This is a genomic window from Enterococcus sp. DIV0901a, assembly GCF_051711525.1.
Taxonomy (GTDB): domain Bacteria; phylum Bacillota; class Bacilli; order Lactobacillales; family Enterococcaceae; genus Enterococcus_B; species Enterococcus_B faecium.
The window spans coordinates 2,349,084-2,374,195 of record NZ_JBIOMW010000001.1; the positions used below are offsets into that span (position 1 = coordinate 2,349,084).

The following is a 25,112-nucleotide window of genomic DNA, read 5'->3' on the forward strand; positions in this document are numbered from 1 at the left end:
TTCCTCCTACTCGAATAAAGTCATTTCATCATAGACTTCATCAAAATGTTCATATATCTCTTCTAATGGAAAACTTTTTTCTTTTCGGCTTGCCATTGCTTTGACATTAATCGTTTGACTAGCAAGCTCATCTTCACCGATCACCAATACTAATTTGGCATTCGCTTTATCTGCTGTCTTAAATTGCGCTTTTGCTTTACGGTTCATGAAATCGCGGTCAGCTGAAAAACCAAAGTTTCGAATCGCTTGGACCACTTTCAATGCTTCGATATTTGTTTCGTCTCCGAGTGCGACCACGTAAGCATCCAACTCATTAAATGCAGGGATAACTACTTCCTCTGCCTCCATAGTCAAGAGTAATCGCTCGATACCCATTGCAAATCCGAAGCCAGGTGTTGAAGGACCACCTAGTTCTTCCACTAGATTGTCATAACGTCCGCCTGCGCAAATCGTTGCTTGTGCCCCCATTTTTGGTGCGTCACTCATGATTTCAAAAATCGTATGTGTGTAATAATCTAGTCCGCGAACCATATTACTGTCGATTTCATAAGGAACAGCCAATGCATCCAGCATGGAAACAACGGTATCAAAATGTTTTTGAGCAGGCTCGCTTAGATAATCTAAGATAGATGGAGCTTCTGCCACAAATTTTTGATCTCGTTTGTCTTTACTGTCCAATACGCGTAATGGATTTTCATGAAGGCGGCGTTTAGAGTCTTCACTCAGCTCTGATTCAAAAGGTAAAAGATAGTCGATCAATGCTTGACGATAGGCTTGACGCGTTTCTTTATCACCTAATGAATTGATGACTAGCCGGATTTGCGTGATCCCCAACTGTTTGAAGAAATCAAGTGCCATCACCATGCTCTCCACATCAGTTGCAGGGTTTTCTGATCCAAATGCTTCTACTCCGATTTGATGGAATTGACGTAACCGTCCTTTTTGAGGGCGTTCGTAGCGAAACATTGGTCCCATATAAAAAGTTTTGAACGGTTTCGCATACTCTGGGCCGAACAATTTATGCTCAACAAAAGAACGAACGATTGGTGCTGTACCTTCTGGTCGAAGCGTCACATGGCGTTCCCCTTTGTCATAAAAATCATACATCTCTTTTGAAACGATATCCGTTGTATCCCCTACACTTCGGGATATCACTTCATAGTGTTCAAAAATCGGTGTACGCATTTCATTATACTGATAATCTCTGAATAATAAACGTGCTGTTTCTTCGACAAACTGCCATTTTTCTGATTCGCCTGGCAAAATATCATTTGTTCCTTTTGGTCTTTGGAAACTCATAGTTTTCTCTCCCTTTCTTAGCTATGTAAATAAAAAAATCACCCTTGTTCATCATGAACAAGGGTGAATGAAATTCATACACGGTACCACCTAATTTTGAAAGATTTCTCTTTCCTCTTACGAATAACGCTCGTACGCGGGACGGCTTTTCACTCGTCCATCTCCAGAGTGTCTTTAGGCTAATGAAACTTTAGATCATTTTCAGCCTCGATGATCCTCTCTTGTAAAGTTTCAAAAACTTACTCGCTCTTTCATTGACATTCGATATTACTTATAACCTACTAAAAACCAGTCTCAAAGTCAAGAGATATCTGACTATTTCCCCTCACAAAAACGTTTTAGTTCAGCTTTTTGGTATTTTGTTTTAGACTAGACAAAAAGGAGGAATCAGCTATGGCAGAAATAAGAATCGGACATTCACAAGTCTACGCAGAACAGCTTGGATTAGGAGCAAATGCCGTTGGAGGACATAATCTTTTTGACGGTTTGGAAGATGAGACAGGAAAACAAGTAGTTCGTACAGCTTTGAATAGCGGGATCAATTTGATCGATACCGCTTATGCTTACGGAAACGGCCGTTCCGAAGAACTGATTGGCGAGGTACTGAAGGAAAAAGAATATGATCGCTCACGTGTCGTCATCGCTACAAAAGCTGCTCATGTACCAAATAAAGGGCGAACATTTGATAATTCTCCTGGGTTTCTCAAACAATCGGTGGAAGATGCACTAAAACGTCTGCAAACTGATTACATCGACATTTTTTATATCCACTTTCCGGATGAAAGCACACCAAAAAATGAATCAGTTGCTACATTGCATGAATTAAAAGAAGCAGGAAAAATCCGAGCAGTCGGTGTGTCAAACTTCACGTTAGAACAATTGAAAGAAGCGAATGCAGATGGATATGTCGATGTAGTAGAAGATAAATACAGTTTGATCCATCGGCAGGCTGAAAAAGAATTATTCCCTTATCTTGAAAAAAACAAAATCAGTTTTGTTCCCTATTTTCCTCTTGCTTCCGGTTTGCTGACAGGAAAATATGAACTTGGTGAGGAAAAACAATTTGGTGAAGGAGATCCTCGAAAAAGAAATCCAGATTTCCAAGGAGAACGTTTCAAAGAAATTTTAACCGCTGTCGATGTACTTCGCCCCATTGCTAAAAGATACCAAGCCACTCCTGCGCAACTTGTTTTAGCTTGGTACATGAAGAATCCACGAGTGTCTGTAGTTATACCTGGAGCTAAGCGTCCAGAGCAAGTATCTGACAATGTCCAAGCTTTAGATTTGCATTTATCCAATGAAGATTATCAAACCATTGATGAAGCATTTCGTGGATTTTGATCAATTGACCTTATCAATTTATAGTAATATGAAAAAAGGAAGATCAGCACTGTTTGATCTTCCTTTTTTTCGATAAGTTTATGCTAATCTAATTCTTGTAAAGTAGCGCTCGGCTATTCGGATAAGTCGGAAACTGATTGAATGGAATCGTCCAATCTTGTTCAGGTACAGAGAACTCAAACTTATTTACTAGCTGATCGGAAAACACACGTAGACTATGAAGAGTGATCCATTCTCCTGCACAGCGATGCATTTGTCGAAAATCTCCCCCGCCTTGTGCAATCATCTCATATTCTTCTTTATAGGAAATATCTTTTGCTTTCCCTACATACCGTTTGATCATAAAGGAATCTGGCGCTTCAACTGTTCGTTCATCATGGTCTGTTCCATATAAATCTAAAATAACCCAACTGCCTTCTGGTATACGATAACCATCTACTTCTACTTCTTTCAGCGAAATCGCAGGTAGCATTGGGAAGAAAGGATAATAGCGTCTCATTTCTTGAATAAACGGATCTTGCAACGTCGAAAAGTCATTTTTTAATTGCTGATACAAATCTGGTCTACTGAAAAGTGCATGTCCCATCAATGCCGCCCACACAGTTAGAGCAACCGTTGGACGGATGATGTTCAATAATTCAACAGCTGCCACTTCCAGAGGTAAAAGCTGACCATCTAAATCTGTGGCATTGGCAAAAGCATATAATGCCACATTTTCTTTTCCAGCCACAGGATTTTGTCGAGCTTCTTCAATCAAGCCTTGCGCCCATTTTTCTGATTTTTTGCGATTTTCGACACCTTTTATGTGATCAATCGGAGAAGTAAACGTTCCGCTGATCATAGAGATTTGATATTCTGCTAATTTTTCGACCTCATCTTTAGAAATCGCTGATAAATTGATACCTGCCCACTCGCAAATAGATGTAAAGAAAACCATCTTACTTAAATCAAATAGTTCAAATTGACCATGCTGTGCTTCAAGTGCTTGTGTCAGATTCTTATCTAAGATACGATGATAATCTTCCATTCTTTCCGGTGTCATTAGATCCATAAAAATATTTTTCCGATGGTGATGAGCAGCTCCATCCAAAGTCTGTACTCCACCTTGACCAAAAAGTGTCTTCAATACTAATTTTGGCATAGCACCTTTTCGTTTGAAATTCCTTGGATCATAAAATACTTTTGCTGCTGATGATCCGTAGATCGTGATAGCTTCTTTATTGAAAATCTTTGCTTTGACGACGGGAGCGTCCGCTTCATGGCGTAACTCCTCCAACATGTTGTATCCTTTTTGATACAATTTTTTTAAATCTGTGATTTTGATATCTACTACTGGTACTTCTTTCATCTTCAGCAACCTCCTATAAAAAATAACTTGTATAATTTAAGCTTAACTTTTTTTCCGACTGCTGACAAAAGAAGCGCTTTTTGCAGACAAAAAAGCCACTTAAGTTAGAGTTTTTCAGTCTAACTTAAGCGACGTGTTTCATAGTTTTTACTAGTGAAAACCAGATTACTTTATTTGTTTTTAGAATCAATAATGATCGTTACAGGTCCATCATTGACGAGAGAAACCGACATATCTGCTCCGAATTGTCCGGTAGCGACTGTGATGCCGCGACTTCTGATTCCTTCATTGAATGATTCGTATAAAGGAATAGCTGTTTCTGGTCGTGCGGCTTCCACAAAGCTTGGTCGATTTCCTTTTTTCGTATCCGCAAACAGTGTGAATTGAGAGATACTTAAAATTTGTCCTCCCACATCTTCTACACTAATATTCATTTTTCCTTGTTCATCTTCAAAAATACGCATTTGTGCAATTTTTTTTACCAGATAGTCCACATCTTTTTGCGTATCGGTTTCATGAATGCCTAATAAAACAAGTAGGCCGTAGCCAATTTTTCCAATTTCTTGCTGATCGACTGACACAGCAGCTTTACTTACCCGTTGAACAACTGCTCTCATATCTGTCCTCCTATCCATTCGTCCGGCGTACACTGTAGACATCAGGTACTGCTTTGATTTTATCCACGATACTCTTTAGGTGGGATAAATTCTGGATACCAACCGTCAAATGGATCGTCGCCATTTTATCTTTATTCGTCCGTGCTTCAACGCTGTTGAGATTTTTCGTTAGCGCATTGACTGTTTGAAGTACATCATTCAATAAGCCTGAACGATTATAGCCGTAAATTTCCAAATCTGCATCATACTCTTTTCGTGTATTCGATGTATCTTCCCATTCGACTTCAATCAAACGTTCTGCTACATTTGGTTTGTCAGGCTGAACATTCGGACAATCTCGACGATGAATGGATATCCCTCTGCCTTTAGTGATATAACCAACGATATCATCACCAGGAATCGGATTACAGCAGCGACTGATACGAATTAGTAAGTTTTCTACCCCTTGAATGACAACGCCACCTTCATGACGTACTTTCATTTTGTCAGGTTCTTTTTTCGGCTGATTCATGATTTCTTCTGCTTCTTGCTTTTGCTGCTCGATTTTTTGTTCTTTACGTTCTTTTTCAGTCAGACGATTGGCCATCGTCAAGGGGCTAACTTCTCCATACCCTACAGCTGCATAGAGATCATCTTCTGTTTGATAATTAAAACGATCGAGTGCTTCTTGCAGTTTGTTCTTCGTCAAAATATCTTTAGGCGTAAATCCTAGATCTGTAATACATTTGACCACGGATTCGTGGCCTTTGATCACATTTTCTTCTCGATCTTGGGCTTTGAAGAAACGTTTGATCTTATTTCTTGCTTTGCTAGTAGCAACTAATTTCAACCAGTCGCGACTTGGGCCAAATGAATTTGGAGAAGTCATGATCTCAATTATATCGCCGTTTTTCAATTTGTAATCAAGCTGCACCATTTTGCCATTTACTTTTGCACCAGTGGTTTTGTTACCGATATCTGTATGGATACTGTATGCAAAGTCCAATGGTCCGGATCCTTTTGGTAACTCAGTAACGTCTCCCTTTGGTGTGAAGACGTAGACTTTATCACTAAAGATATCTCCTTTTACGCCTTCCATAAATTCAGAAGCATCATAGCTTTCGTCTTGAAGTTCGAGTATCTCATGGAACCAGCTTAATTGTTTCGTCATACCATCTGGTTCTACTTTTTCATTTTTTCCTTCTTTATAGGCCCAGTGTGCAGCAACCCCGAATTCAGCGATTTCATGCATTTCCTGTGTTCGGATTTGAATTTCTACCGGATTTCCTGCCGGACCGATCACGGTAGTATGCAAAGATTGGTACATATTAGCTTTTGGCATGGCAATATAATCCTTAAATCTGCCGGGCATTGGTTTCCATTTTGTGTGGATTGCTCCTAATACAGCATAACAATCCTTGATTGAATCTACGATCACTCGAATAGCTAGCAAGTCATAAATTTCGTTGAACTGCTTTTTCTGATCTTTCATTTTACGATAGATTGAATAAATGTGTTTTGGCCGTCCATAGATTTCTGCAAAAATCCCCAGCTCTTCTGTTGCTATTCGAATATCTTCAACAGTACCACTTACGTATTTTTCACGTTCTTCTCTCTTCGTCTGCATCAAGTGGACGATACGGTAATACTGTTTTGGATTTAGATAACGAAGTGCTGTATCTTCTAATTCCCATTTGATCCGGCTGATCCCTAGACGATGTGCAAGAGGCGCATAGATTTCTAAAGTTTCCTGAGCGATCCTTCTTTGCTTATCTTCTCGCAGGTGCTTCAACGTACGCATGTTATGTAGTCTATCAGCTAATTTGACCATGATAACTCGTAAATCTTGAGCCATTGCTAGCAGCATCTTTCGGTGGTTTTCTGCTAGCTGCTCTTCGTGGGATTTATATTTTATTTTCCCTAATTTGGTTACGCCGTCCACTAACATAGCAACGTCATCGCCAAATTCTTCTCTCAGATCTTCTAAAGTGATTTCTGTATCTTCAACAACATCATGTAAGAAGCCTGTAGCCACTGTATGGGGATCCATTTTTAAATCTGCTAATATACCTGCGACTTGGATAGGATGAATAATGTAGGGTTCGCCTGATTTTCTAAACTGTCCGTCATGTGCAGCAGTCGCGTATTCGCATGCTTTCTCAACAAATGCTACATGTTCGGGACCCATGTATTGACTAACGAGCTTTATGACACCGGGTCCCGTTAAAATTTCTTCTTTTGTCACAGGAATCGATCCCCCTTTCTTTTTTCGGTAAAACGGGAATCGGGACAAATATCTGTTTGATAATTGTCCCAAAATCCGTGCAGTTATACGTTTTTTTACGGAAATGTTCGCTTTTTAAAAGCTTTTTCAAACGATTTTTCGTATCCATTGTATAAATAATTGTTTCTATTATACAAATTGTTGACTATTTTTTCAATTCTTTCTGTCGATACTCTTTTATTAATGAAGAACGTTAGCTGAAAGAAGGATTCATTAATTCCCATTGATAGCTAGCAGCACTTAATAAATAAAGAGGTGCTGTTTCTGTACGAAGGATTCTTGGTCCTAATCCACAAAGTATCCCTTTGTGTTCTACAAAATAATCGACTTCATCGCGGGATAATCCACCTTCTGGTCCAAAGACAGCTAAGATTCGACTATCTGGTTTTGTTTCACTAAGAATTTTGGCTGCATTTGATTTTTCGCCTTGCTTTGCTGATTCCTCATAAGCAACCAAGACCACGTCATAATCATCTAGCCGCTCAAATAAATCTTGTTTCGTTTCCAATAACTCTACTGATGGCACGATCTGCCGATGGGATTGTTCCGCTGCCTCTTGAGCAATCTTTTCAAGCCGTTGTTGTCGTTTCATACGTTTTTTTGCATCCCATTTAACGACAGAGGCTGATGCCGGGAAACCAAGAAAAGCTTGCGCTCCTAATTCAGTGGATTTCTGAACGATCCAATCCAGCTTTTCCCCTTTAGGATAGCCACTCGCTATGGTAATCGAACTTGGCAGTTCCTTTTGATTTTCTTCTTTTTTAATTTCTTTCAGATAAACAGCCTCTTCAGTAATCTCCGTGATTTCTGCAACAATGGCTATTTGATCATTGAATGCCAAAAAAACTTCATCCTCGGGTTCCATCCTCATAACCCGTACAATGTGGTGATAGTTTTCCCCTTCTAAAACAAAATAGTCTTTTGATTCATATGATTCTTTTAAAAAATACCGCTGCATCTATTCCACCTCTGGTTTTTTCAAAATAATTGCATACCAGTCTTTTTGCTGGAAAATTTGATCCACGATAAACCCTTGTTCTAACATGGCATCCAGAACCATTTGCTTCTTCTCTTCAATGATTCCTGAAACGATCAGCGTGCCTGTTTGCTTCAGTAAACGCCAAGCATCTGGGATCATCAATAAGATGATATCTGCTAAAATGTTCGCAACGATTACATCACTTTCAATCTCGATTCCTGTCAAAAGATCGTTAGCTGATACATGGACATCTTTGGCTATTTCATTCATATCCATATTTTCTTTCGCCGAACGAACGGCTACTTCGTCTAAATCAAAGGCATAGACATCTTTTGCACCAAGATATTTTGCTGCAATACTTAGCACGCCCGACCCAGTTCCCACATCTAGCAATGTTTCACCACCACGCAAGACTGTTTCTAGTGCTGTCAATGTCAAGGAAGTCGTGGGATGAGTGCCTGTGCCAAATGCCATACCAGGATCTAGTGTGATAATTTTTTCTAGAGGATCTTCTGTCTGGTAGTTTTCCCAGCTTGGCGCAACCGTCAGCATTCGCGTAATACGCACCGGATGATAGTATTTCTTCCAGGCTGTTGCCCAGTTGCTTTCCTCTACTTCACTAACTGTTACTTTATTTTTTCCAATAGCTAGACCAAACTCAGGTAATTGTGTGATACGATCTTTGATAAAAGGCAAGATTTCCGGTAAGAAAGTCGTTTCCGGAAAATAAGCCATGACTAGTGCGCCTTCTTTCAGCGATGTAAAATCATTTTTATCTAAAATCTCACCATATTGATCCGACTGAAAATGTTCAACATCTAAAGAATCTTCAATCGCGACACCACTCGCCCCTGCCTCCATCAAAATATTAGCAACTGCTTCGACTGCTTCACTTTCAGTTTCTACTTTTACTTCATTCCATTTCATATCTGTCACTCCTTAATAACTTGGGTATGGTAAATAAGTATCTGCTTCATTTTGCTGTTTTACTTCTACTAATTCTGCTAGTTGCTGATTATCCCAGTGAAGCTCGAATACAGCTTCGTCATCGTCTTCATCCAAAAAATCAAGCAAATCGCTTTGCCCTTGAGCTAATACTTCATTTAGATATTCCACTAAAGAATCAGCTACTGATTTTGCCAACCCTTTTTTTCCTTCATAAGGGATTACTGCTAGATAATTGCGTTCATCAAAAACAGATTTCTGAGGATTAAAAAGAAGTACGCCGTCTTCAAATTCGATAATTGGTTCTTGCGAAACGATCCCTTCTGCATCATCAATCTCAAATTGTGCTTTATTTTCTGCAAACAAGCGAACAACGATCTCGATCGTATGATTTTTTGTATCCCAATCTAAAGCTACATCATAGTCTGTCACTTGTTTTTCAATTATTTCATCTAAGTATGTTAATAGATCCTTCTTTTTCATTTTCTTTCCTCCAACCCCAATCTTTCTCGATTTGGTTTTTTCTTTGTAAAGAGATATAAGGATTTCCCGACACAACAAAACGCAACGGCTTTTCTGTCCATACACCTTTGTTTGGGATACCGATTCTAGGCAAAGCATTGATCTTTTTTGGTGTCTTTTTTTTCTCAAAAACTAAGCGTAACGAACTATCTGCTATAGACTGACCGTAAAGTTCTTGAGGAATTGCTAATGCTTCCACTAATTTTCCCGGACCGTTGCTGATATCTGGACCAGTTTTTCCGCCACGATTTTTACTCATTTGATCAATCATTGCGGCGGGTTCGATTGCACGTATCATTACTCCTTGAGGAATCCCTTCTGGCTGAGTAATGATGTTCAAAATCCGATGAGTATGCATCGTGTAAAGGTAGATCGTACCTGGTTTTTCATACATTGCCCGCACACGCGGTGTTCTTCTTAAACCATAGCTATGGGCGGCCTCGTCTTCTGGACCTAGGTATGCTTCCGCGTCTACAATATATCCAGCTAATCTTCCTTCTGGTGTGTCATGCTCCAAATACATCCCCAATAAATCCCGTGCCACTTCTGGCGTCGTTTTATTCCAAAAAAATTCATCTATCTTTTGTTTATCCGTCATTTTTCTCACCTACTTTATCATACACAATATTAGTTGGATAAGCTATGAAAACAAAACAACAGAAGGCTGTTCTTTCTAGGCATCTTGCTAAATATGATATAATTAAGGGACGTAAAAACAAGAAGGAGGAAAATCCTATGCAACAGCCATTGGCTTATCGCATGAGACCTCGAACGATCGATGAAGTCGTTGGTCAGCAGCATCTAGTCGGGGAAGGAAAAATCATACGCCGCATGGTCGATGCTCGCATGCTCTCTTCCATGATTCTATATGGACCTCCTGGTACTGGAAAAACGAGTATCGCAAGTGCGATCGCCGGCTCTACTAATTATGCATTTCGCATGCTAAACGCCGCTACAGATTCAAAAAAGGATCTACAAGTTGTAGCGGAAGAAGCAAAAATGAGTGGTACAGTGATCCTCTTATTGGATGAAGTACACCGATTAGATAAAACAAAACAGGATTTTCTGCTTCCTCATTTAGAAAGTGGCCGAATCATCTTGATCGGAGCGACTACTGAGAATCCTTATATTACCATCAATCCAGCGATCCGCAGCCGTACACAGATCTTTGAAGTCAAACCATTAACAGAACAAGACATCCAGTTGGCAGTCGAACATGCTTTAAGGGATAAAGAACGCGGCCTTGGACAACAAGCAATCCAGTTAGACGAAGATGCTCTTCTTCACCTTTCGCGTGCAACGAACGGCGATTTGCGGAGTGCATTGAATGGGCTGGAACTGGCTACACTATCGACTCCTTCAGATAAAGAAGGAAGGATTCATCTTACACTGTCGATCATTGAAGAATGTGTCCAAAGAAAAGCTCTTACCCATGACAAAAATGGAGATGCTCATTATGACGTTATTTCGGCTTTTCAAAAATCGATTCGTGGAAGTGATGTGGATGCTGCACTTCATTATCTCGCCCGTTTAGTTGAGGCAGGTGATCTGGCAAGTATTTGCCGGCGTCTGATGGTTATCGGTTATGAAGATATAGGTTTAGGTAATCCTGCTGCTGCGGCTCGTACAGTGAACGCTGTATTAGCTGCTGAAAAATTGGGATTGCCTGAGGCACGTATCCCACTAGCAGACGTCGTCGTCGATCTTTGCTTGTCGCCAAAATCCAATTCTGCCTACATGGCATTAGATGCAGCACTTGCTGATATTCGAGAGGGCAAAGCTGGAGATGTTCCTGATCATTTGAGAGATAGCCATTACAAAGGTGCGAAATCCCTCAACCGTGGCGTGGGTTATCAGTATCCTCATCATTTTGATCAGGCTTGGGTCAATCAGCAATATTTACCAGATAAACTGAAGAATGCTCAGTATTATCAGCCAAAAGATACAGGGAAATATGAACAGGCTCTGGGTCAACAGTATTACCGTATAAAAGAGTGGAAAAAGCATCCTCCAAAAAACTAGACAAGAAAACGGTTCTGTTTCTGCGAGCTCTCTCATTGCTCTTTTTAAATTCATATGCTACTATAGAGGTGGGAAATCTGTGATGTTCGAATTGTCCTCTTTGTGTGTTGACCGAACATTTTTATTGATATCTTGGGACCCGTCTTGTGTCACTGCTGGTAACATGCCTTATCATTTGGTAGTTCGAAGCTACGACCATGGGACCCACCTGCTTGAATTCGCGGGATCAATACTACAGGACAAATAACGGCATTAACGGAGATTACCATCTTTTAAAGAATAAAGCAATTTGCTCTTGGCAAATTGCTTTTTCTATTTGTTGCTTATTTTGGAGGATTTGTTCATGATTAGGATTTTAATGATTATCGCCACTTTAGTATTATTATTCGTTAGCTATTATTTATTTAATAAACAGGATATCTTTTTTGTATTGATCAACAAAAATGATAAAAATCAAGGATTCCTACAATTTTACGGAGCTGCATATGCTGTTTTAGGCGTAATGGGTATTTTAACAGCTTTTTTCAATCAACGCTTTATTGCCTTGGTCTTTTTACTGATCGTAATTATTGTTTCTGCCACCTTCAGTATCCGATTTGCAAAAAAAATTGCTGAACCAAAGCAGTAAATAATTCTCTTTTTCCCTAAAGTGTTCTACAATAAAAGAGTACAATACGATTGACTTGAGGAGTGAATGCTTATGTTACAACAATACAAAAAAATCATGGTTGCCGTAGATGGTTCTGATGAAGCTGAATTAGCTTTTAAAAAGGCGGTCAATGTAGCTATCCGAAATAACGGAGAACTTCTATTAGCACATGTCATTGACACACGTTCTTTCCAAACCGTTTCATCCTTTGATGGAATGCTTGCAGAACAAGCTACTGAAATGGCAAAGCAAACATTGGCAGATTATGAAAGCAATGCGAAGAAAGCTGGCTTGAATAATGTAACCTCTGTCGTAGAATATGGCTCACCAAAACAAATTATCGCCAGAGAAATCCCAGAAGATAATCAAGTAGATTTGATTATGTTAGGAGCCACAGGATTGAATGCTGTAGAACGTTTATTTATTGGTTCTGTTTCTGAATATGTTATTAGAAACGCAGCTTGCGATGTGCTTGTTGTCCGAACTGATTTAGAAAACCAATTGCCAGCTAAAGACCACACCAAAGCTTAACACGTAGACGACCTGCCAACTATCGGCAGGTTTTTTTGCACAAAAAACCGTGATAAAAACAAAAGACGCGGCAAGCACTCATCGGTCTTTATAATGTTTAAAATAAAGGGAAAACAGTCAATGAGTTCAAGTAAAATAAAAAAAGTGAACACCGGCGGGCGATTAGTCGCCCTGGTGTGGTTTAAAACGACCTAAGCATGCCAAAGCTTATTGGTTCGTCAATGTGGAAGTTTCCGATGAATCTGATACGAAAAAATATGAAGTATCGATGGCGGATACCGATTTTATCGCCAAACTAAAATTTTATTTCGGGTTCGGGTACCGCGAGAAGGCAAGTGCTACATTCGGTAAATCATTCAAGAATTGATGAAAGGCTACCGCTTGCCATTGCAACCACAACGATACTCCTGAACGCGATGTTGGTGATTTCCAAAGAGAAGAGCTGTTTAATGCAACGGTATTAAGCAAATGGCAAAAGGAAGTCATGTAGACAAAGTTTTTTATCAAACACCATATGATTTCGCCTGAACGCTGGTTTAGCTCAGAATACAATGATGTGGTCCACGAGACATTACCCTCAGTCAGATAAAAAAAGCTCTCTGACAGAATTACACATCGATAAATATTAAGTAAATGTCAGCGCTAGTTGAACTTTCTGACACTTTCAGGTACACTGAAAAAGACAACTACACGAAGGAGGGAAAATACTATGATGCGCATGACTAAAATAACAAGTAATGAAAATTACCAACGATACCATATCGCATTTAGCCATGCAATTGGTTTTACAGTTGCTGTTGACGGGACAAGTTTGTCCAAAACAGTTGAATTCACGTAAAATCAATGGCCATCTCAAGGTATTTTTCTCATGATAATCTGAGTTTAAATAACACAGGCCATGGATAACCATGGCCTTTTTGAGTGGTCTCAAGGAGAGAGATCATGATCATACAAGCAATTTCTATTAAAAAAACAATCGGCGGGAATCCATTATTTGAGGATTTATCCTGTCAAATTGAAGCTGGTGAAAAAATTGCCTTAGTCGGTATCAACGGAACTGGCAAATCAACCTTTTTACAAATCTTGACCGGCAGAGAAGGTGTCGACAGCGGTGTTATCAGTCGCAAAAAAGGCTTAAAGATCGGGACGGTCGAACAAGAACTTACAGTTTCCGAAGCAACCGTCAACCACTACTTGCTCCATTCTGCCGCTGAGATACAGGACCTCAAACAGCAAATGAGTCGCTACGAAGCATTTATGACAGAACCAGATACAAACTTAGAGAAGTGTCTGACCCGTTACGGTGAGCTGCAGCATCGCTTTGAAGAACTAGGCGGTTACGTATTAGAAGACCGGATTGCAGCGATCTTGCAAGGCTTAGGGATTCCACACCGTCAGGAAGCACGGTTAACAGAACTTAGCGGAGGCGAACGAGTTAAAGTCGCTTTAGCCAAAATTTTAGCAGCCGATGCCGATTTACTTTTACTCGATGAACCGACCAATCATTTAGATCTTAACAGTATTCGCTGGTTGGAAAACTATTTACAGAATACAAAAAAATCGGTTCTGGTCGTTTCTCATGATCGGCAATTTCTCGATCAAGTCACCACAAAAACATGGGAACTGGAAGAAGGTGCATTGATTGAGTATCCCGGAAACTACAGCCGTTTTCGAGTCTTGAAAGAAGCTCGCTTGGCTGAGCTGACAAAAAATTACGAACTGCAGCAAAAAGAAGTCCAGCGGTTGAAAGTCATGATTCGTCGTTTTCGTCAGTGGGCACATGAAGGAGACAATGAGTCCTTCTTCAAAAAAGCCAAAGAACTGGAACGCCGCCTGGCGAAACTGACACTCGTCAAACCGCCAGCTCCCCCGAAAAATCGGCTGCAAAGCTTGTCTAATGGTGGAAAATCTGGCAAAGAAGTTTTCATCATTCAAAACTTGCACCAGCAGTACGCTGATCAAGTACTATTCAAAGACAGCAGTTTTGCAGTCTATCGTGGAGATCATTTAGCCATCATCGGCGACAATGGTGCAGGAAAATCAACCTTACTCAAATTATTACTCGGTGAGGAAAAGCCTTACGGTGGCACCATCAAATTAGGTAGTAGCTTGCAAATCGGTTATTTGCCGCAGCAGCTGCAGTTTGCCGATCCCGATAGCCGTTTGCTGGCTTACGCCATCACATTGACTGGAAACGAAGAAGTCGCTCGACGGCAATTAGCCAAAAGTGGCTTTTATCAAAGCGATGTGGGTAAACGGATCAAAGATTTATCCGGTGGTGAAAAAATCCGTTTGGCGTTGCTGAAACTCTTTTTAGAAAAAATCAACGTCCTGATTTTGGATGAACCAACCAATCACCTCGACAGCTATGCTCGAGAAGAAATTGAAGAAATGCTGCAAGACTATCAAGGAACGCTCCTAGCAGTCAGCCATGATCGCTACTTTTTGCAGCAACACTTCCAAGAAGCACTCGTTATTGAGCAGGAGCAGATCAGCCGCCAGCCGCTCGGCCAACTGATTGACTAGGACGCTTTTTCGCAACAAAAAACTTGATTTTCATACCTGTGCTTTCACGATTCAGTCAAAGCACAGGTGGAAAATCAAGTTTTTATTATTCGATCAATAAATGTTTCGGATCGATTTTCTAGCTAAACATAAAGCGAAGAATAAAGTCGACAGCCCACGAGGCTGATCTAAAAATGTTTTTTCTTTTTACATATGTAATGACCCTTATAAAGATGAATGAAAATAAAATATTGGGATTTTCCTGAAAATCAATAAATAAAATGCCAGTCTTTTCCCTTTTGACCACTTTTCCAAGCAAAATTCCCTAAGAAGATCCTGTAAAAAAGAAGGGAAATTGAAGTTAAATTACCATTTTGCGGTCTTCTCCGCAAAAAAACACATGCAAGAATTCCCTCTTGCATGCGTTTCATCTTTTATCCTAACGAATGCTTTGGCTTAGCCGCGCAGACGCTCCACGTCACGGGCAATCATTAGTTCCTCATCTGTTGGGATCACTAATACTCTTACTTTTGATTCTTTTGTAGAGATATCTACTTCTTCACCACGCAATTCATTCAACGCTGGATCGATTTCACAACCAAACCAAGACATACCTTTGATGATTTCACTACGTACATGTCCGTCATTCTCGCCGATACCAGCAGTAAAGACAATTGCATCAACACCATTCATCGTTGTCACATAACCGCCGATGTATTTTCGGATGCGGTCCACGAAAATATCATAAGCTAAACGAATATGTTCTTTTTCATAGTTCTTTTCAAGATCACGCATATCACTAGACAATCCTGTTAGGCCTAGCAGACCAGATTTCTTGTTCAAAACATTGATCATTTCATCAATATCAATCTCTAATTTTTCCATTAAATATGGGAGAACAGCTGGATCGATATCACCTGAACGTGTACCCATTGTCACCCCAGCTAATGGTGTGAATCCCATAGAAGTATCCATGGATTTACCTCCATCGACTGCTGTGATCGATACACCATTTCCTAAGTGGCAAGTGATGATTTTTAGTTCTTCGATCGGTTTGTTCAATAATTTTGCCGCACGTTCCGACACATAACGATGACTTGTGCCATGGAAGCCATATTTTCTTACTTTGAAATCTTCATAATAAGACACCGGTAAGCTATATAAATAATTTTGCTTTGGCATTGTTGAGTGGAAAGATGTATCGAATACAGCCACACTCAAAATGTCAGGTAAAATCTTTTTAAACGCTTTGATCCCCATTAAGTTTGCAGGATTATGCAAAGGAGCAAATTCTGCTAATTCAGCAATGCGGTCCATTACTTCCTCATCGATCACTACTGAATCCCCATAAGTTTCTCCTCCGTGAACAACACGGTGCCCTACTCCGGTGATTTCATCATAAGAGCTTAAAATTTGCAGTTCAATCAACTGATCTAACAGCATTTTTACTGCTACTTCGTGGTTTTCGATATCCATGATTTGTTCGAATTTTTGATTATCGCCGTACTTGATGGTAAAAATAGAATCTTGTAAACCGATACGTTCGACGATCCCTTTCGCAACTACGGTTTCTTCTGGCATTTGATATAATTGCCATTTCAAACTTGAACTCCCAGCATTGATTGCAATTGTTTTAGACATATGACTCTCCTTCTCGTTGAATGATTACAGAGCAGATGATTTCCAGTTTTTAAACTCGTTGAAAAATTCCGTCACCTTCTCTGGTTCTTTTAATGAAGCAAGTTTCACAAGCAAGACTTCTTTTACTTGTTGTGCTTGTGGTCCTTTTTTCTGTAAGATCAAAATACTTTTTTGCGATTGTTTATTACGGAACAATTCATCTGGCAATTGAATCATTCCTTGAAGATAACCTTCTTCTTTAAACCATTTTTTGATTTCTTCACTTTGATCCGTTTCTAAAAATCCACTCGGCATCAAAAACAAACCAAAACCATCCGGCTTCACATATTTCATTGATTGCTCTAGCAATAAATGATGTGCATAACTATGGCCTTCTTCGGTACTTGTTAAAAACTCTTTTGCTTTTTCGTCATTCGGATAATAACCGATTGGCAAATCGCTGATTGCAAAATCGACAGGATCTATTAATAAATCCTGCAACCCGTCTTGATGAAAGTATTGAACATTTGCTTGTGTCAAATCACTTGTAGAAGCTGCGACAGCCAACAATGTATCATCAATATCCACACCAATTCCTTCTGTTTGGTACCCCGCATTCGATAGGTTTAAAAGAACTGTTAATAACAAGTTGCCCATTCCTGCCGCAATATCCAGAATCTTAACCGGTGCTTTTTTATTTGTGTATAGTTGTTCAATAAGAAAAACAAATAAAAAACCGATACTATCAGGAGTGAGTTGATGGTTCGCCTGCAAATGTTCTGTCTGGCTGCCCTTCAATAAAAGTAATTGAGACAGTCTGCGCCATTCTTCTGGCTCGAAAGAAAGTTTCTTCAACTCTTCATAAAGAGCTGTGATCCGTTGCGTTGTCTCTTTTGTCGGCACTCCATCCACCACACGTACTTGATAATCATCTATTAAATTTTCTGCATTTTCGACATAGGCTTCTAAAAAGGAAGTTCCCAATGCATTCTGTAAAAGCTGAATAGCTTCCAGGTTTTGATTAAACCCTTGTTCCATTTTTTCTGGTAACATGGTGCACCTCATTTCTAGATATATTATAACAATTTTTTCACCTGTTTAATTCTATCGAACAATTGACAAAATTTCAATCGTTTTCACTGTTTTTTATTTGTGAAACGGCAAACATTTTTTTATTAAAAACAGTGTTATAACAGAAAAGAGGGCGTTTTCACGAACATTCCATCATTCTGTACTAGTATCTGTATCATTTTTTACTTCTTCTGTGAACCGAAAGATAAACGGTGAGACTTCCACCTCTAAGAATAGGGACTGTTGTACCCACTGATATGTTACAGATCCAGTTGTGTAGTAAAAAACTCCTTCCGAACTTTCGGCAAGCGTAGACTGTTCCGATAAAGCCATCTGCTTCATTATTTTTGCTATATAATAATTTTTGATTCGTATATTAAGATCCATTGACAAACGGTAGCTTTCTAATGTTGCCATCAATAAAAACGTACATAAAAGAAATAAAAGCAAGACAGAAAATAAAATAGAGCCCTTATAACATTTTCTACTGATCGTTTTTTGTCCATATGGCATATCCATCTTCTCCATTTTCAAAGTGTACATAAAAAGAAATTGCGTGTTCTTTTTCCAATAATTGAAGCTCAGTGATACTTGTTAACATAGGTTGATGTCCGCCGGAAGTTCTTCTTTTACGTATCATTGCCTGATATCTTTCGATGATATACTGTTTATCCTCGATCGTGTAGTGCAGTTGCTGATTTTTCACAGAGACATTGTGACTGCTCTTGAGTTCTTCTTCTAATTGTGCTAAAAATATTAGCCACTCTTTTTGATCTTTACGTTGCAAAAACTCACTTACTTGGATGGTTTGCTGAATCAAAAGATTGAATGTGAGCAATAGACTGCTCAATATCATCAGTCCAATTAGACATTCAATCAGCGTAAATGCTGGAATTACTTGTTTTTTCAATACTGATCGCTTCTTTCTCCATATTGACAAACACTTTTTCGATTACTCCATTATTATCGACAATTTGGATATCGTATGGGATCATTTCTTCCCTTCGCTCTGGTCTTTTGTGATACATCCGCTGCGTCTTGATATCTTCATAAATCATTCGAATAAATAGCAGTTCCTCCCCACTTTTCTTTTCTGCCTGAAGCAAAAACAGCTGGCCAAAGCTCACTAAGTAGACACAGACAGAAGCGATCATAAGCGCTGTAAGGGACTCCAACAAAACAAATCCTGTTTTATTCAATTCTTTTTGTATAGCGACCACTCCCTATCTGGAATTGATACGTAATCGTCCGCTCTTTTTCTTCCCAATAAAATTGATAAGCTTTTAGTGAACTTTCATTCCCGGTTCTAGCAGCAAAAGTAATAGAAGCATGGCGTTTCAAGATAATCTCATCAGGAATATCTAATACTTCCCAATTTATTTTATCTGGATTCGGAACATGAAAAATGATTTGATTCTCTTCACTATTCCAATAAAAGCCTGTTTGGATCTGATTCACAATAGCGATTTTTTGCGTAGAATAGATTCGTTTTTCAAATTGGCTGAAAAATTGATAGACTGCCAATTCATTCTTCCATGCAGAAAATGCGAGAACTGGAAAAGAAAGGATCGTTGTAAGTAATAAAATCAGTAAGAGTGATTCAAACAACGTATATCCTGATGCTAAAACCTTGCCTTCAAGGCCGCTGATAGATTTCTGCATGTTCTCGTTTGATATAGCCTTCATTCAACAATTCCTCCACAGTAGGAACTCTTCCATTATTTTGAAGCGCATAGAGCTCTTTTTGTGTGTCTACCAACTGGATGATCGCTTCACGACTTTCTTGGTCTACATGATTCCTATAACGCGACAAATTAGGGACGAACAACAACACTAATACACTGATGATCAGTAAGACGATTAGCATTTCGATCAATGTAAAACCGCTATAATAAGATATTTTTCTCTTTTTCATGGCAAAACCTCCTCTATGCTTCCGTAAACAGGTAATAAAACAGCGGCATAAACTAATAAAATCAAAGCCGCTACGCCCAAAAAAATGATTGGCTGAATAAAATGCATCCAGTGATGAAGACGTTTGAAAAGCTGTTTTCTTGTCCATTCGCTGTAAAAAATCAGTTCTTTACCTAAACTTCCCTTTGCCTCTCCCTGTAAAACAATTTTACTGAATTCTTCTGATAGAAAACGATAATTCTGGAACTGCTCAGCCAATGACATACCTGCCTCCAATCCTTGAATCAACTTAGAGGCAAGATGCTGAATCAGACTTTCTTGTTTCGTTTCCTTTAAGCAGACTATGATTTGCCTTAATTCGAAACCTTCATGAAAAAGCTTTCCAATCTCTAGTGACAAATAAGCCGATTGATACAAGGAATATATCGGTCCAATCAATAATTGTCTGCTTATCCATTCACTCTGATCAACAGGAGACAACTTCATCAGACGATACCTTACTAGTAAAGCCAATAGAGTAACCGCTAGGATGAATAGTAGAACATACCAATGAAAGACTTGTATCAGCTGAATCCCCCAATGCTCTTGCATGACCATTCCTGAACCAATAAGCTGAGGCAAAACGAACAACCGCATACTAAACAAGATACCTAGCAAAAAGGTGAGCAATAGCATGGGATATGCAAGCAGCTTTTTCAAATCATTGCGAAATCCTTCAACAAGCCGAAACTGTTTGGCAATTTCCAACAAAGTTGTCGGCAGATTCCCATGACGTTCAGCTAACTCGATCTGTACCAGTTGCTCTGCTCCATATCCTATTTGCGAAAGTACCTCACTAAACGCTTGCCCTTCCTTTAGCTGATGTTGGATGTTTGCCAAAATAACAGGTGGAAACGAACGGATCGTGAGTAATAAATAAAGGGATTCTTGCAGACTAAAACCAGATAAAAGCAGTTCTCCCATGGTTTGTGCAAACTGGTTTTGCTGGCTTCTTGTTAATCCTTTAGAATAGTTCTGACTGCCAAATATTTTCCTGAGCTTCTTCATAACTTTCCTCCCATGATTTTTTTACTGATTTTTCCTCCATAAATTGATAACTCCATAAGACAGAAGGATGGTGATTGGCATCTTCCAAAAGTTCTTGATAAATGACACCAGCTAAACATTCAGATAGCTCTTCTTTTTTCTTTGTCAGTTCATGGATTCTGACCAATGTACCTTCAAGATTGCGTGCATGTACGGTTGCAAAAACCCGGTGCCCTGTTAGTGCTGCTCTTACCGCAGCATGTGCAGTTGATTCATCTCTTATCTCGCCAATGATTAGCAAGTCTGGACGATGCCGTAATGCGAGTTTCAAAAGTGTATCATAAGTCTGTGCTATTTTCGGATTGATCTGTAGCTGCAGAAAAAACGGTTCTTCTATCTCTACAGGATCTTCGATAGTAATCACTTGCAATTTTTCTTCCAAAGCCAACCGATACATTAGAGAAGTCTTGCCTGATCCGACTGGTCCGCTGAAAAGGTATAATCCACGTCTGACGGTTTTCTGTAAAATAGTTGCAAAATCTCGAGAACTAAAGCAACGATGGGGTGTTTCAAAAGTACCGTATAATAGCCGAATCACTAAACTCTCTCGTTGAAGGTAATCTCCTACAGAAGACAACCGCAGACGAACTTCCTGTTTTTCTAAAGAATAAGTAAATGCACCTAACTGAGCTTTTCTTTTTTCTCCGATATCCATCTGTCCCAAATACTTAAATCTTGAGATCAGTTGCTGTCCATCTGCCGAAGAGACTTTCTTCCAGAATGTTCGTTTTTTTCCATAGCGAAAATAGATGTAAAATACTTCTGAAGCTGGCAATATATATACGTCTTGGGCATGTTTGGCAAAACTTTCACTTATCATTTGATCCGATAATCGTTTTATTTCCATTATTCTCCCCTCCACAAAAAACATACGTCTTTTTGATCTTTTTGTTTCAAATAAAATGAATTTACAAAAAAATATTGGCAAAAGCCGAATTTATGTTATACTTATAAAAATTTATCTTGGGAGGCACTCCATTGGAAACAACATTAAGGAAATATATCGAAGTAGCAAGTAAAAAAAAGCCTGCTGACCTAGTGATCAAGCATGCTAAGATCGTCAACGTCTTTACGAAAGAAATCATGGAAAAAGATGTAGCAATCTGCGAAGGAATGATCGTAGGAATCGGTGAATACGAAGGAAAAAGCGTACATAATGCTAATGGGCAATATCTAGTGCCAGGATTCATCGATGGCCATGTGCATATCGAAAGCTCACTTTTATCACCAAGCGAATTTTCAAAAGTATCCTTGCTTCATGGAGTTACTACTGTAGTGACAGATCCCCATGAAATAGGAAACATTGCTGGGAGTACAGGTCTTGAGTTTATGATAGAAGATGCAAGACAAACACTCATGAATATCTTTTTTATGCTACCTTCTTGTGTACCTGTAACCCCTTTTGAGACCAATGGTGCAAATTTAAATGCAAAAAAATTAGCCCCTTTTTTACAAAAACCCGAAGTTTTAGGCTTAGCTGAAGTCATGAACTATCAAGCAGTAGCAAATAATGAAACAGACATCCTAGAAAAGATCCAATTGATGCACCAGCATAAGAAAAAAATTGACGGGCATGCAGCTGGTATCGGCATGGAAGAGTTAAATGTTTATCCTGCAGCAGGTATTCGGACGGATCATGAAGCTACAACTGCAAAAGAAGCTAAAGAACGTTTGGATCTTGGTATGTATTTAATGGTTCGAGAAGGGACCGTTGCAAAAGATCTGGCATCGCTACTACCGGCGATCACACCTGAAAATTCAAGAAGATGCTTCTTTGTCACCGATGATAAACTGATCAATGATTTAGTAAAAGAAGGATCAATCGATCATATCGTCCGTCAAGCTATTGCACTTGGAATCGATCCATTACAAGCCATTCAGATGGCAACATTGAATGCAGCAGAATGTTTTGATTTGAAAACACTAGGTGCGATTGCCCCTGGGTATCAAGCTGATTTCTTCTTAACAGACGATCTTACCAAGCTGCCAGTTCATGAAGTTTTCTATAAGGGAACATTAGTTGTTCAATCTGGGCAACTCCAAGACCATTTATTTGCTGATCATTCAAATTCATATACGTGTTGTCTGCCAAAACTAAACGCTCAACCATTAAATCCACATTCGTTAGAGCTGCTTCTTTCTTCTTCACAAGTCCATGTGATCGAAATTATCCCGAATAGTCTAGTGACTAAAGATTTGGTAGAAAAAGTGGACCGACAAGGCGAACGATTCATTCCTTCAATCGAAAAAGACCAATTAAAGATTGCGGTGATCGAGCGTCACCATCAAACGGGAAACATTGGATTAGGCATAGTGAAAGGATTTCAGCTGAAACAAGGAGCGATAGCGACAACGATTGCCCATGACTCGCATAATCTAGTTGTCGTTGGGACAAACGACGAGGATATGCTGTATGCTGCTAATCTTTTGATTCAAAAAGGTGGCGGGATGACCGTTGTCAACAAACAGCAGGAAATAGCTTGTGTTTCTCTTCCTATAGGCGGAATCATGACACAGGAACCTTTTTCGATCGTCTATGAACAGTTGAATGAATTAATAACTAAAGCACATCAACTAGGAGCAGCTAAAACCTTTGATCCTTTTTTGACACTTTCTTTCTTAACATTATCTGTCATACCCGAATTGAAGATCACCGACAAAGGATTATTTTCATTTTCTCGCTTCCAATTGATTCCACCTTGTGGAAAAACCGATGAAATAAATACATTTTAAATCAAATAAATCCCAGAAAATACATTACATCTGTAATGTTCATTTTCTGGGATTTATTTATGGATATTAATGTTTTTATGAAAGCAGAAAGTTAGTTTCGCAGACTTTTCTTTTTGGTCTTATCTTGAAATTGAGCTTCTACTCGATAAATACGTTGACCTTTTGAAGAAAATTTTTCTTCATACTCCGTCATAATATTGCCTTCAAATTGACTTTGATGTAAATCTAACCATACCTGTTTGAGGATCATGCCATATTGAGAAAAACTTGCCAGAGAATACTCAAACAATCCTTGATTATCTGTTTTGAAATGGATTTCTCCATTTGGACGAAGAATCTGTTCATCTACAGCAAGAAAAGTCTTATATGTCAATCGCCGTTTTTCATGACGTTTTTTTGGCCATGGATCGGAAAAATTCAGATAGATTTGATCTACTTCGCTGTCAGCGAAATACTCTGTCAACGCTGATCCATCCACATGTAGAAGTTTCAGGTTAGGAAGCGGTTGTTCGATCAACTTGTCTAGTGCAATCGAAACAACACTGACCTGCATTTCTACTCCAATATAATTGATTTCAGGATGGGCTTTTGCCATTCCAGTGATGAACTGGCCTTTCCCCATACCAATCTCAATGTGGATTGGATGATCGTTTTCAAACAATTCATTCCATTTTCCCTTCCACAATGTTGGATCACTAATTACAAAATTCGGGTGAGCCGCTAACATTTCCGCTGCTCCCGGACGATTTCGGACACGCATTATTTATCTCCATTCCTTTCCTCTAATTAAAAAGGTCTGGCCAAATCTCCGCAGAGTTTGGGCCAAACCTCAGCCACTGAAAATTCGTTTTAATTGTAAAATTTCTTCGTTCATCCGTCGATGATCTTCACGTTTGCAATATCTGGTGATTTCTTGGAGCAAATTCATGGCCGCATACCAATGAAATTTTTCAAGCATTTCGTCAGTCGGGCGTATGCCATAACTGATCAGCCACTGATTCCAGCTAGACAGTGGCACATAATTTCCTAAAATCGTTGCAATATCCACCGCAGGGTCTGCAAACATGATTGAATCCCAATCGACTAGATATAAATAATTTTTACATACTAACCAATTACGATGGTTTACATCTCCGTGTACTACTGATAAGTTTTCCTTATCTATTGACGGGATCTGCTCACGAAGAAAACGATGGACAATTTGCAGAAATTGATTTTTCTGGAGTTCTTCCGGTAATTCTTTTTCATATTTTTGCAGCATCTTCTCCGGCGTCATGACACGACCACCGATACGGGTCAGCATGGTTTTAAGAGAATTTGAATGATGTAAATGGTACAAAACATCAATCACGTCGTTTCTTTGACCAATCTCATTAGGAGTCAGCAAGCGACCTTCCAGCCACTCTTGTGCTGTCAAAGTATCGCCATTCCCCGTTCGTTTTGTCCAAACAAGTTTTGGTGTAATTCCTTCCCTTGAAAGAGCAGCCAACATCGGAGTCGTGTTTCGTTTAATAAAGACTTTGTCCTCATCACGCATGCCTATGTATGTTTTTCCTGTGTCGCCTTTGATGGGACGTAACCGCCACTCTTGGTCTAACTGAAACTCCATCATGCATTCTCCCGTCCTCTTACTCTTTGTTTTGCAGTACTTATTATTCTAGTCGCCT

The 25,112-nt window shown here is 39.3% G+C and carries 27 protein-coding genes and 1 other RNA gene; 9 read left to right on the forward strand and 19 right to left on the reverse strand.

Annotation, left to right across the window (positions count from 1 at the left end; all coding sequences use genetic code 11):
• Window positions 1–6: 6 nt before the first annotated feature.
• Window positions 7–1,299 carry a histidine--tRNA ligase gene (gene hisS, locus IGL70_RS11325; RefSeq protein ID WP_002289103.1) on the reverse strand — a complete coding sequence of 431 codons (1,293 nt, stop codon included), beginning with the start codon at window positions 1,297–1,299 and terminating at the stop codon, window positions 7–9.
• A 393-nt stretch (window positions 1,300–1,692) separates the two neighbouring features.
• Here hisS and IGL70_RS11330 point away from each other — a divergent pair, with 393 nt between their 5' ends.
• Complete coding sequence (locus IGL70_RS11330; RefSeq protein WP_104873994.1) at window positions 1,693–2,640, forward strand: aldo/keto reductase; 948 nt, start codon at window positions 1,693–1,695, stop codon at window positions 2,638–2,640.
• Between the two features lie 88 nt (window positions 2,641–2,728).
• On the opposite strand, the gene IGL70_RS11335 is transcribed toward IGL70_RS11330, so the two are convergent.
• From IGL70_RS11335 to IGL70_RS11365, 7 genes are all read right to left on the reverse strand, one after another.
• A complete protein-coding gene (locus IGL70_RS11335; RefSeq protein WP_002301280.1) occupies window positions 2,729–3,988 on the reverse strand; it encodes a cytochrome P450 in 1,260 nt (419 codons plus the stop codon).
• Window positions 3,989–4,158: 170 nt separating this feature from the next.
• Window positions 4,159–4,605 carry a D-aminoacyl-tRNA deacylase gene (gene dtd, locus IGL70_RS11340; RefSeq protein ID WP_002289097.1) on the reverse strand — a complete coding sequence of 149 codons (447 nt, stop codon included), beginning with the start codon at window positions 4,603–4,605 and terminating at the stop codon, window positions 4,159–4,161.
• Window positions 4,606–4,615: 10 nt separating this feature from the next.
• Window positions 4,616–6,829: a RelA/SpoT family protein gene (locus tag IGL70_RS11345; protein WP_002289096.1), complete on the reverse strand. Its 2,214-nt coding sequence runs from the start codon at window positions 6,827–6,829 to the stop codon at window positions 4,616–4,618.
• 232 nt (window positions 6,830–7,061) lie between these two features.
• Entirely contained in the window at window positions 7,062–7,826 is a 765-nt protein-coding gene (locus IGL70_RS11350; RefSeq protein ID WP_002289095.1) for a 16S rRNA (uracil(1498)-N(3))-methyltransferase, read from the reverse strand.
• Entirely contained in the window at window positions 7,827–8,774 is a 948-nt protein-coding gene (gene prmA, locus IGL70_RS11355; protein WP_002289093.1) for a 50S ribosomal protein L11 methyltransferase, read from the reverse strand. It lies immediately after the preceding gene.
• Between the two features lie 12 nt (window positions 8,775–8,786).
• Window positions 8,787–9,275 (reverse strand): DUF3013 family protein, encoded by a 489-nt coding sequence (locus IGL70_RS11360; protein WP_002289091.1) that lies wholly within the window; start codon window positions 9,273–9,275, stop codon window positions 8,787–8,789.
• Window positions 9,241–9,912 carry a DNA-3-methyladenine glycosylase gene (locus IGL70_RS11365; RefSeq protein WP_002297596.1) on the reverse strand — a complete coding sequence of 224 codons (672 nt, stop codon included), beginning with the start codon at window positions 9,910–9,912 and terminating at the stop codon, window positions 9,241–9,243. The genes IGL70_RS11360 and IGL70_RS11365 overlap by 35 nt, the downstream gene beginning before the upstream one ends.
• A 137-nt stretch (window positions 9,913–10,049) precedes the next feature.
• Between IGL70_RS11365 and IGL70_RS11370 the strand changes: the two genes are divergently transcribed.
• The 7 genes from IGL70_RS11370 to abc-f all read left to right on the forward strand — a co-directional run bounded on the left by IGL70_RS11370 (window position 10,050) and on the right by abc-f (window position 15,042).
• Window positions 10,050–11,336, forward strand: coding sequence for a replication-associated recombination protein A (locus IGL70_RS11370; RefSeq protein WP_002289088.1), 1,287 nt, complete (start codon window positions 10,050–10,052; stop codon window positions 11,334–11,336).
• Between the two features lie 71 nt (window positions 11,337–11,407).
• Window positions 11,408–11,602, forward strand: a non-coding RNA gene (gene ssrS / locus IGL70_RS11375) — 6S RNA.
• Window positions 11,603–11,679: 77 nt separating this feature from the next.
• Window positions 11,680–11,964, forward strand: coding sequence for a hypothetical protein (locus tag IGL70_RS11380; RefSeq protein WP_002293648.1), 285 nt, complete (start codon window positions 11,680–11,682; stop codon window positions 11,962–11,964).
• A 72-nt stretch (window positions 11,965–12,036) separates the two neighbouring features.
• On the forward strand, window positions 12,037–12,516 hold the full coding sequence (locus tag IGL70_RS11385) for a universal stress protein (RefSeq protein ID WP_002293649.1): 480 nt from the start codon (window positions 12,037–12,039) through the stop codon (window positions 12,514–12,516).
• A 223-nt stretch (window positions 12,517–12,739) separates the two neighbouring features.
• Window positions 12,740–12,883 (forward strand): portal protein, encoded by a 144-nt coding sequence (locus IGL70_RS11390; protein ID WP_002293650.1) that lies wholly within the window; start codon window positions 12,740–12,742, stop codon window positions 12,881–12,883.
• Between the two features lie 342 nt (window positions 12,884–13,225).
• Entirely contained in the window at window positions 13,226–13,354 is a 129-nt protein-coding gene (locus IGL70_RS11395; RefSeq protein ID WP_002293651.1) for a hypothetical protein, read from the forward strand.
• 104 nt (window positions 13,355–13,458) lie between these two features.
• Window positions 13,459–15,042 (forward strand): ribosomal protection-like ABC-F family protein, encoded by a 1,584-nt coding sequence (abc-f, locus tag IGL70_RS11400; RefSeq protein ID WP_104873993.1) that lies wholly within the window; start codon window positions 13,459–13,461, stop codon window positions 15,040–15,042.
• A 435-nt stretch (window positions 15,043–15,477) separates the two neighbouring features.
• On the opposite strand, the gene IGL70_RS11405 is transcribed toward abc-f, so the two are convergent.
• The 9 genes from IGL70_RS11405 to comGA all read right to left on the reverse strand — a co-directional run bounded on the left by IGL70_RS11405 (window position 15,478) and on the right by comGA (window position 21,559).
• Window positions 15,478–16,662 (reverse strand): acetate/propionate family kinase, encoded by a 1,185-nt coding sequence (locus tag IGL70_RS11405; protein WP_104857850.1) that lies wholly within the window; start codon window positions 16,660–16,662, stop codon window positions 15,478–15,480.
• 24 nt (window positions 16,663–16,686) lie between these two features.
• A complete protein-coding gene (locus tag IGL70_RS11410) occupies window positions 16,687–17,694 on the reverse strand; it encodes a class I SAM-dependent methyltransferase (RefSeq protein WP_002319190.1) in 1,008 nt (335 codons plus the stop codon).
• A 171-nt stretch (window positions 17,695–17,865) separates the two neighbouring features.
• Window positions 17,866–18,225, reverse strand: a complete 360-nt coding sequence (gene comGG / locus IGL70_RS11415; protein WP_002324245.1) for a competence type IV pilus minor pilin ComGG — start codon at window positions 18,223–18,225, stop codon at window positions 17,866–17,868.
• Window positions 18,197–18,622 (reverse strand): competence type IV pilus minor pilin ComGF, encoded by a 426-nt coding sequence (gene comGF / locus IGL70_RS11420; RefSeq protein WP_002324246.1) that lies wholly within the window; start codon window positions 18,620–18,622, stop codon window positions 18,197–18,199. Before comGF ends, comGG begins: the two co-directional genes overlap by 29 nt.
• On the reverse strand, window positions 18,585–18,932 hold the full coding sequence (locus IGL70_RS11425) for a hypothetical protein (protein ID WP_002286177.1): 348 nt from the start codon (window positions 18,930–18,932) through the stop codon (window positions 18,585–18,587). The genes comGF and IGL70_RS11425 overlap by 38 nt, the downstream gene beginning before the upstream one ends.
• A complete protein-coding gene (comGD, locus tag IGL70_RS11430; protein ID WP_086319500.1) occupies window positions 18,904–19,374 on the reverse strand; it encodes a competence type IV pilus minor pilin ComGD in 471 nt (156 codons plus the stop codon). Before comGD ends, IGL70_RS11425 begins: the two co-directional genes overlap by 29 nt.
• Window positions 19,349–19,627: a competence type IV pilus major pilin ComGC gene (gene comGC, locus IGL70_RS11435; RefSeq protein ID WP_002286179.1), complete on the reverse strand. Its 279-nt coding sequence runs from the start codon at window positions 19,625–19,627 to the stop codon at window positions 19,349–19,351. Before comGC ends, comGD begins: the two co-directional genes overlap by 26 nt.
• Window positions 19,624–20,673, reverse strand: coding sequence for a competence type IV pilus assembly protein ComGB (gene comGB / locus IGL70_RS11440; RefSeq protein ID WP_002286180.1), 1,050 nt, complete (start codon window positions 20,671–20,673; stop codon window positions 19,624–19,626). The genes comGC and comGB overlap by 4 nt, the downstream gene beginning before the upstream one ends.
• Window positions 20,630–21,559: a competence type IV pilus ATPase ComGA gene (comGA, locus tag IGL70_RS11445; RefSeq protein WP_104873992.1), complete on the reverse strand. Its 930-nt coding sequence runs from the start codon at window positions 21,557–21,559 to the stop codon at window positions 20,630–20,632. Before comGA ends, comGB begins: the two co-directional genes overlap by 44 nt.
• A gap of 131 nt (window positions 21,560–21,690) precedes the next feature.
• On the opposite strand from comGA, the gene ade reads away from it, so the two are divergent.
• The gene (gene ade / locus IGL70_RS11450) at window positions 21,691–23,445 is read left to right on the forward strand and encodes an adenine deaminase (protein ID WP_002297577.1); all 1,755 of its coding nucleotides are present in this window, start codon (window positions 21,691–21,693) and stop codon (window positions 23,443–23,445) included.
• A 91-nt stretch (window positions 23,446–23,536) separates the two neighbouring features.
• Here the strand turns inward: ade and trmB are convergent, their stop codons facing one another.
• Window positions 23,537–24,205, reverse strand: a complete 669-nt coding sequence (gene trmB / locus IGL70_RS11455) for a tRNA (guanosine(46)-N7)-methyltransferase TrmB (protein ID WP_002324251.1) — start codon at window positions 24,203–24,205, stop codon at window positions 23,537–23,539.
• Between the two features lie 69 nt (window positions 24,206–24,274).
• Window positions 24,275–25,057 carry a phosphotransferase family protein gene (locus IGL70_RS11460; protein WP_002286194.1) on the reverse strand — a complete coding sequence of 261 codons (783 nt, stop codon included), beginning with the start codon at window positions 25,055–25,057 and terminating at the stop codon, window positions 24,275–24,277.
• Between the last annotated feature and the right edge of the window lie 55 nt (window positions 25,058–25,112).

Coding starts and splice junctions, on each gene's coding strand:
- hisS (WP_002289103.1), bottom strand. CDS start 1,299: ATGAGTTTCCAAAGACCAAAAGGAACAAATGATATTTTGCCAGGCGAA.
- IGL70_RS11330 (WP_104873994.1), top strand. CDS start 1,693: ATGGCAGAAATAAGAATCGGACATTCACAAGTCTACGCAGAACAGCTT.
- IGL70_RS11335 (WP_002301280.1), bottom strand. CDS start 3,988: ATGAAAGAAGTACCAGTAGTAGATATCAAAATCACAGATTTAAAAAAA.
- dtd (WP_002289097.1), bottom strand. CDS start 4,605: ATGAGAGCAGTTGTTCAACGGGTAAGTAAAGCTGCTGTGTCAGTCGAT.
- IGL70_RS11350 (WP_002289095.1), bottom strand. CDS start 7,826: ATGCAGCGGTATTTTTTAAAAGAATCATATGAATCAAAAGACTATTTT.
- prmA (WP_002289093.1), bottom strand. CDS start 8,774: ATGAAATGGAATGAAGTAAAAGTAGAAACTGAAAGTGAAGCAGTCGAA.
- IGL70_RS11360 (WP_002289091.1), bottom strand. CDS start 9,275: ATGAAAAAGAAGGATCTATTAACATACTTAGATGAAATAATTGAAAAA.
- IGL70_RS11365 (WP_002297596.1), bottom strand. CDS start 9,912: ATGACGGATAAACAAAAGATAGATGAATTTTTTTGGAATAAAACGACG.
- IGL70_RS11370 (WP_002289088.1), top strand. CDS start 10,050: ATGCAACAGCCATTGGCTTATCGCATGAGACCTCGAACGATCGATGAA.
- IGL70_RS11380 (WP_002293648.1), top strand. CDS start 11,680: ATGATTAGGATTTTAATGATTATCGCCACTTTAGTATTATTATTCGTT.
- IGL70_RS11385 (WP_002293649.1), top strand. CDS start 12,037: ATGTTACAACAATACAAAAAAATCATGGTTGCCGTAGATGGTTCTGAT.
- IGL70_RS11395 (WP_002293651.1), top strand. CDS start 13,226: ATGATGCGCATGACTAAAATAACAAGTAATGAAAATTACCAACGATAC.
- abc-f (WP_104873993.1), top strand. CDS start 13,459: ATGATCATACAAGCAATTTCTATTAAAAAAACAATCGGCGGGAATCCA.
- IGL70_RS11405 (WP_104857850.1), bottom strand. CDS start 16,662: ATGTCTAAAACAATTGCAATCAATGCTGGGAGTTCAAGTTTGAAATGG.
- IGL70_RS11410 (WP_002319190.1), bottom strand. CDS start 17,694: ATGTTACCAGAAAAAATGGAACAAGGGTTTAATCAAAACCTGGAAGCT.
- comGG (WP_002324245.1), bottom strand. CDS start 18,225: ATGCCATATGGACAAAAAACGATCAGTAGAAAATGTTATAAGGGCTCT.
- comGD (WP_086319500.1), bottom strand. CDS start 19,374: ATGCAGAAATCTATCAGCGGCCTTGAAGGCAAGGTTTTAGCATCAGGA.
- comGC (WP_002286179.1), bottom strand. CDS start 19,627: ATGAAAAAGAGAAAAATATCTTATTATAGCGGTTTTACATTGATCGAA.
- comGB (WP_002286180.1), bottom strand. CDS start 20,673: ATGAAGAAGCTCAGGAAAATATTTGGCAGTCAGAACTATTCTAAAGGA.
- comGA (WP_104873992.1), bottom strand. CDS start 21,559: ATGGAAATAAAACGATTATCGGATCAAATGATAAGTGAAAGTTTTGCC.
- trmB (WP_002324251.1), bottom strand. CDS start 24,205: ATGCGTGTCCGAAATCGTCCGGGAGCAGCGGAAATGTTAGCGGCTCAC.
- IGL70_RS11460 (WP_002286194.1), bottom strand. CDS start 25,057: ATGATGGAGTTTCAGTTAGACCAAGAGTGGCGGTTACGTCCCATCAAA.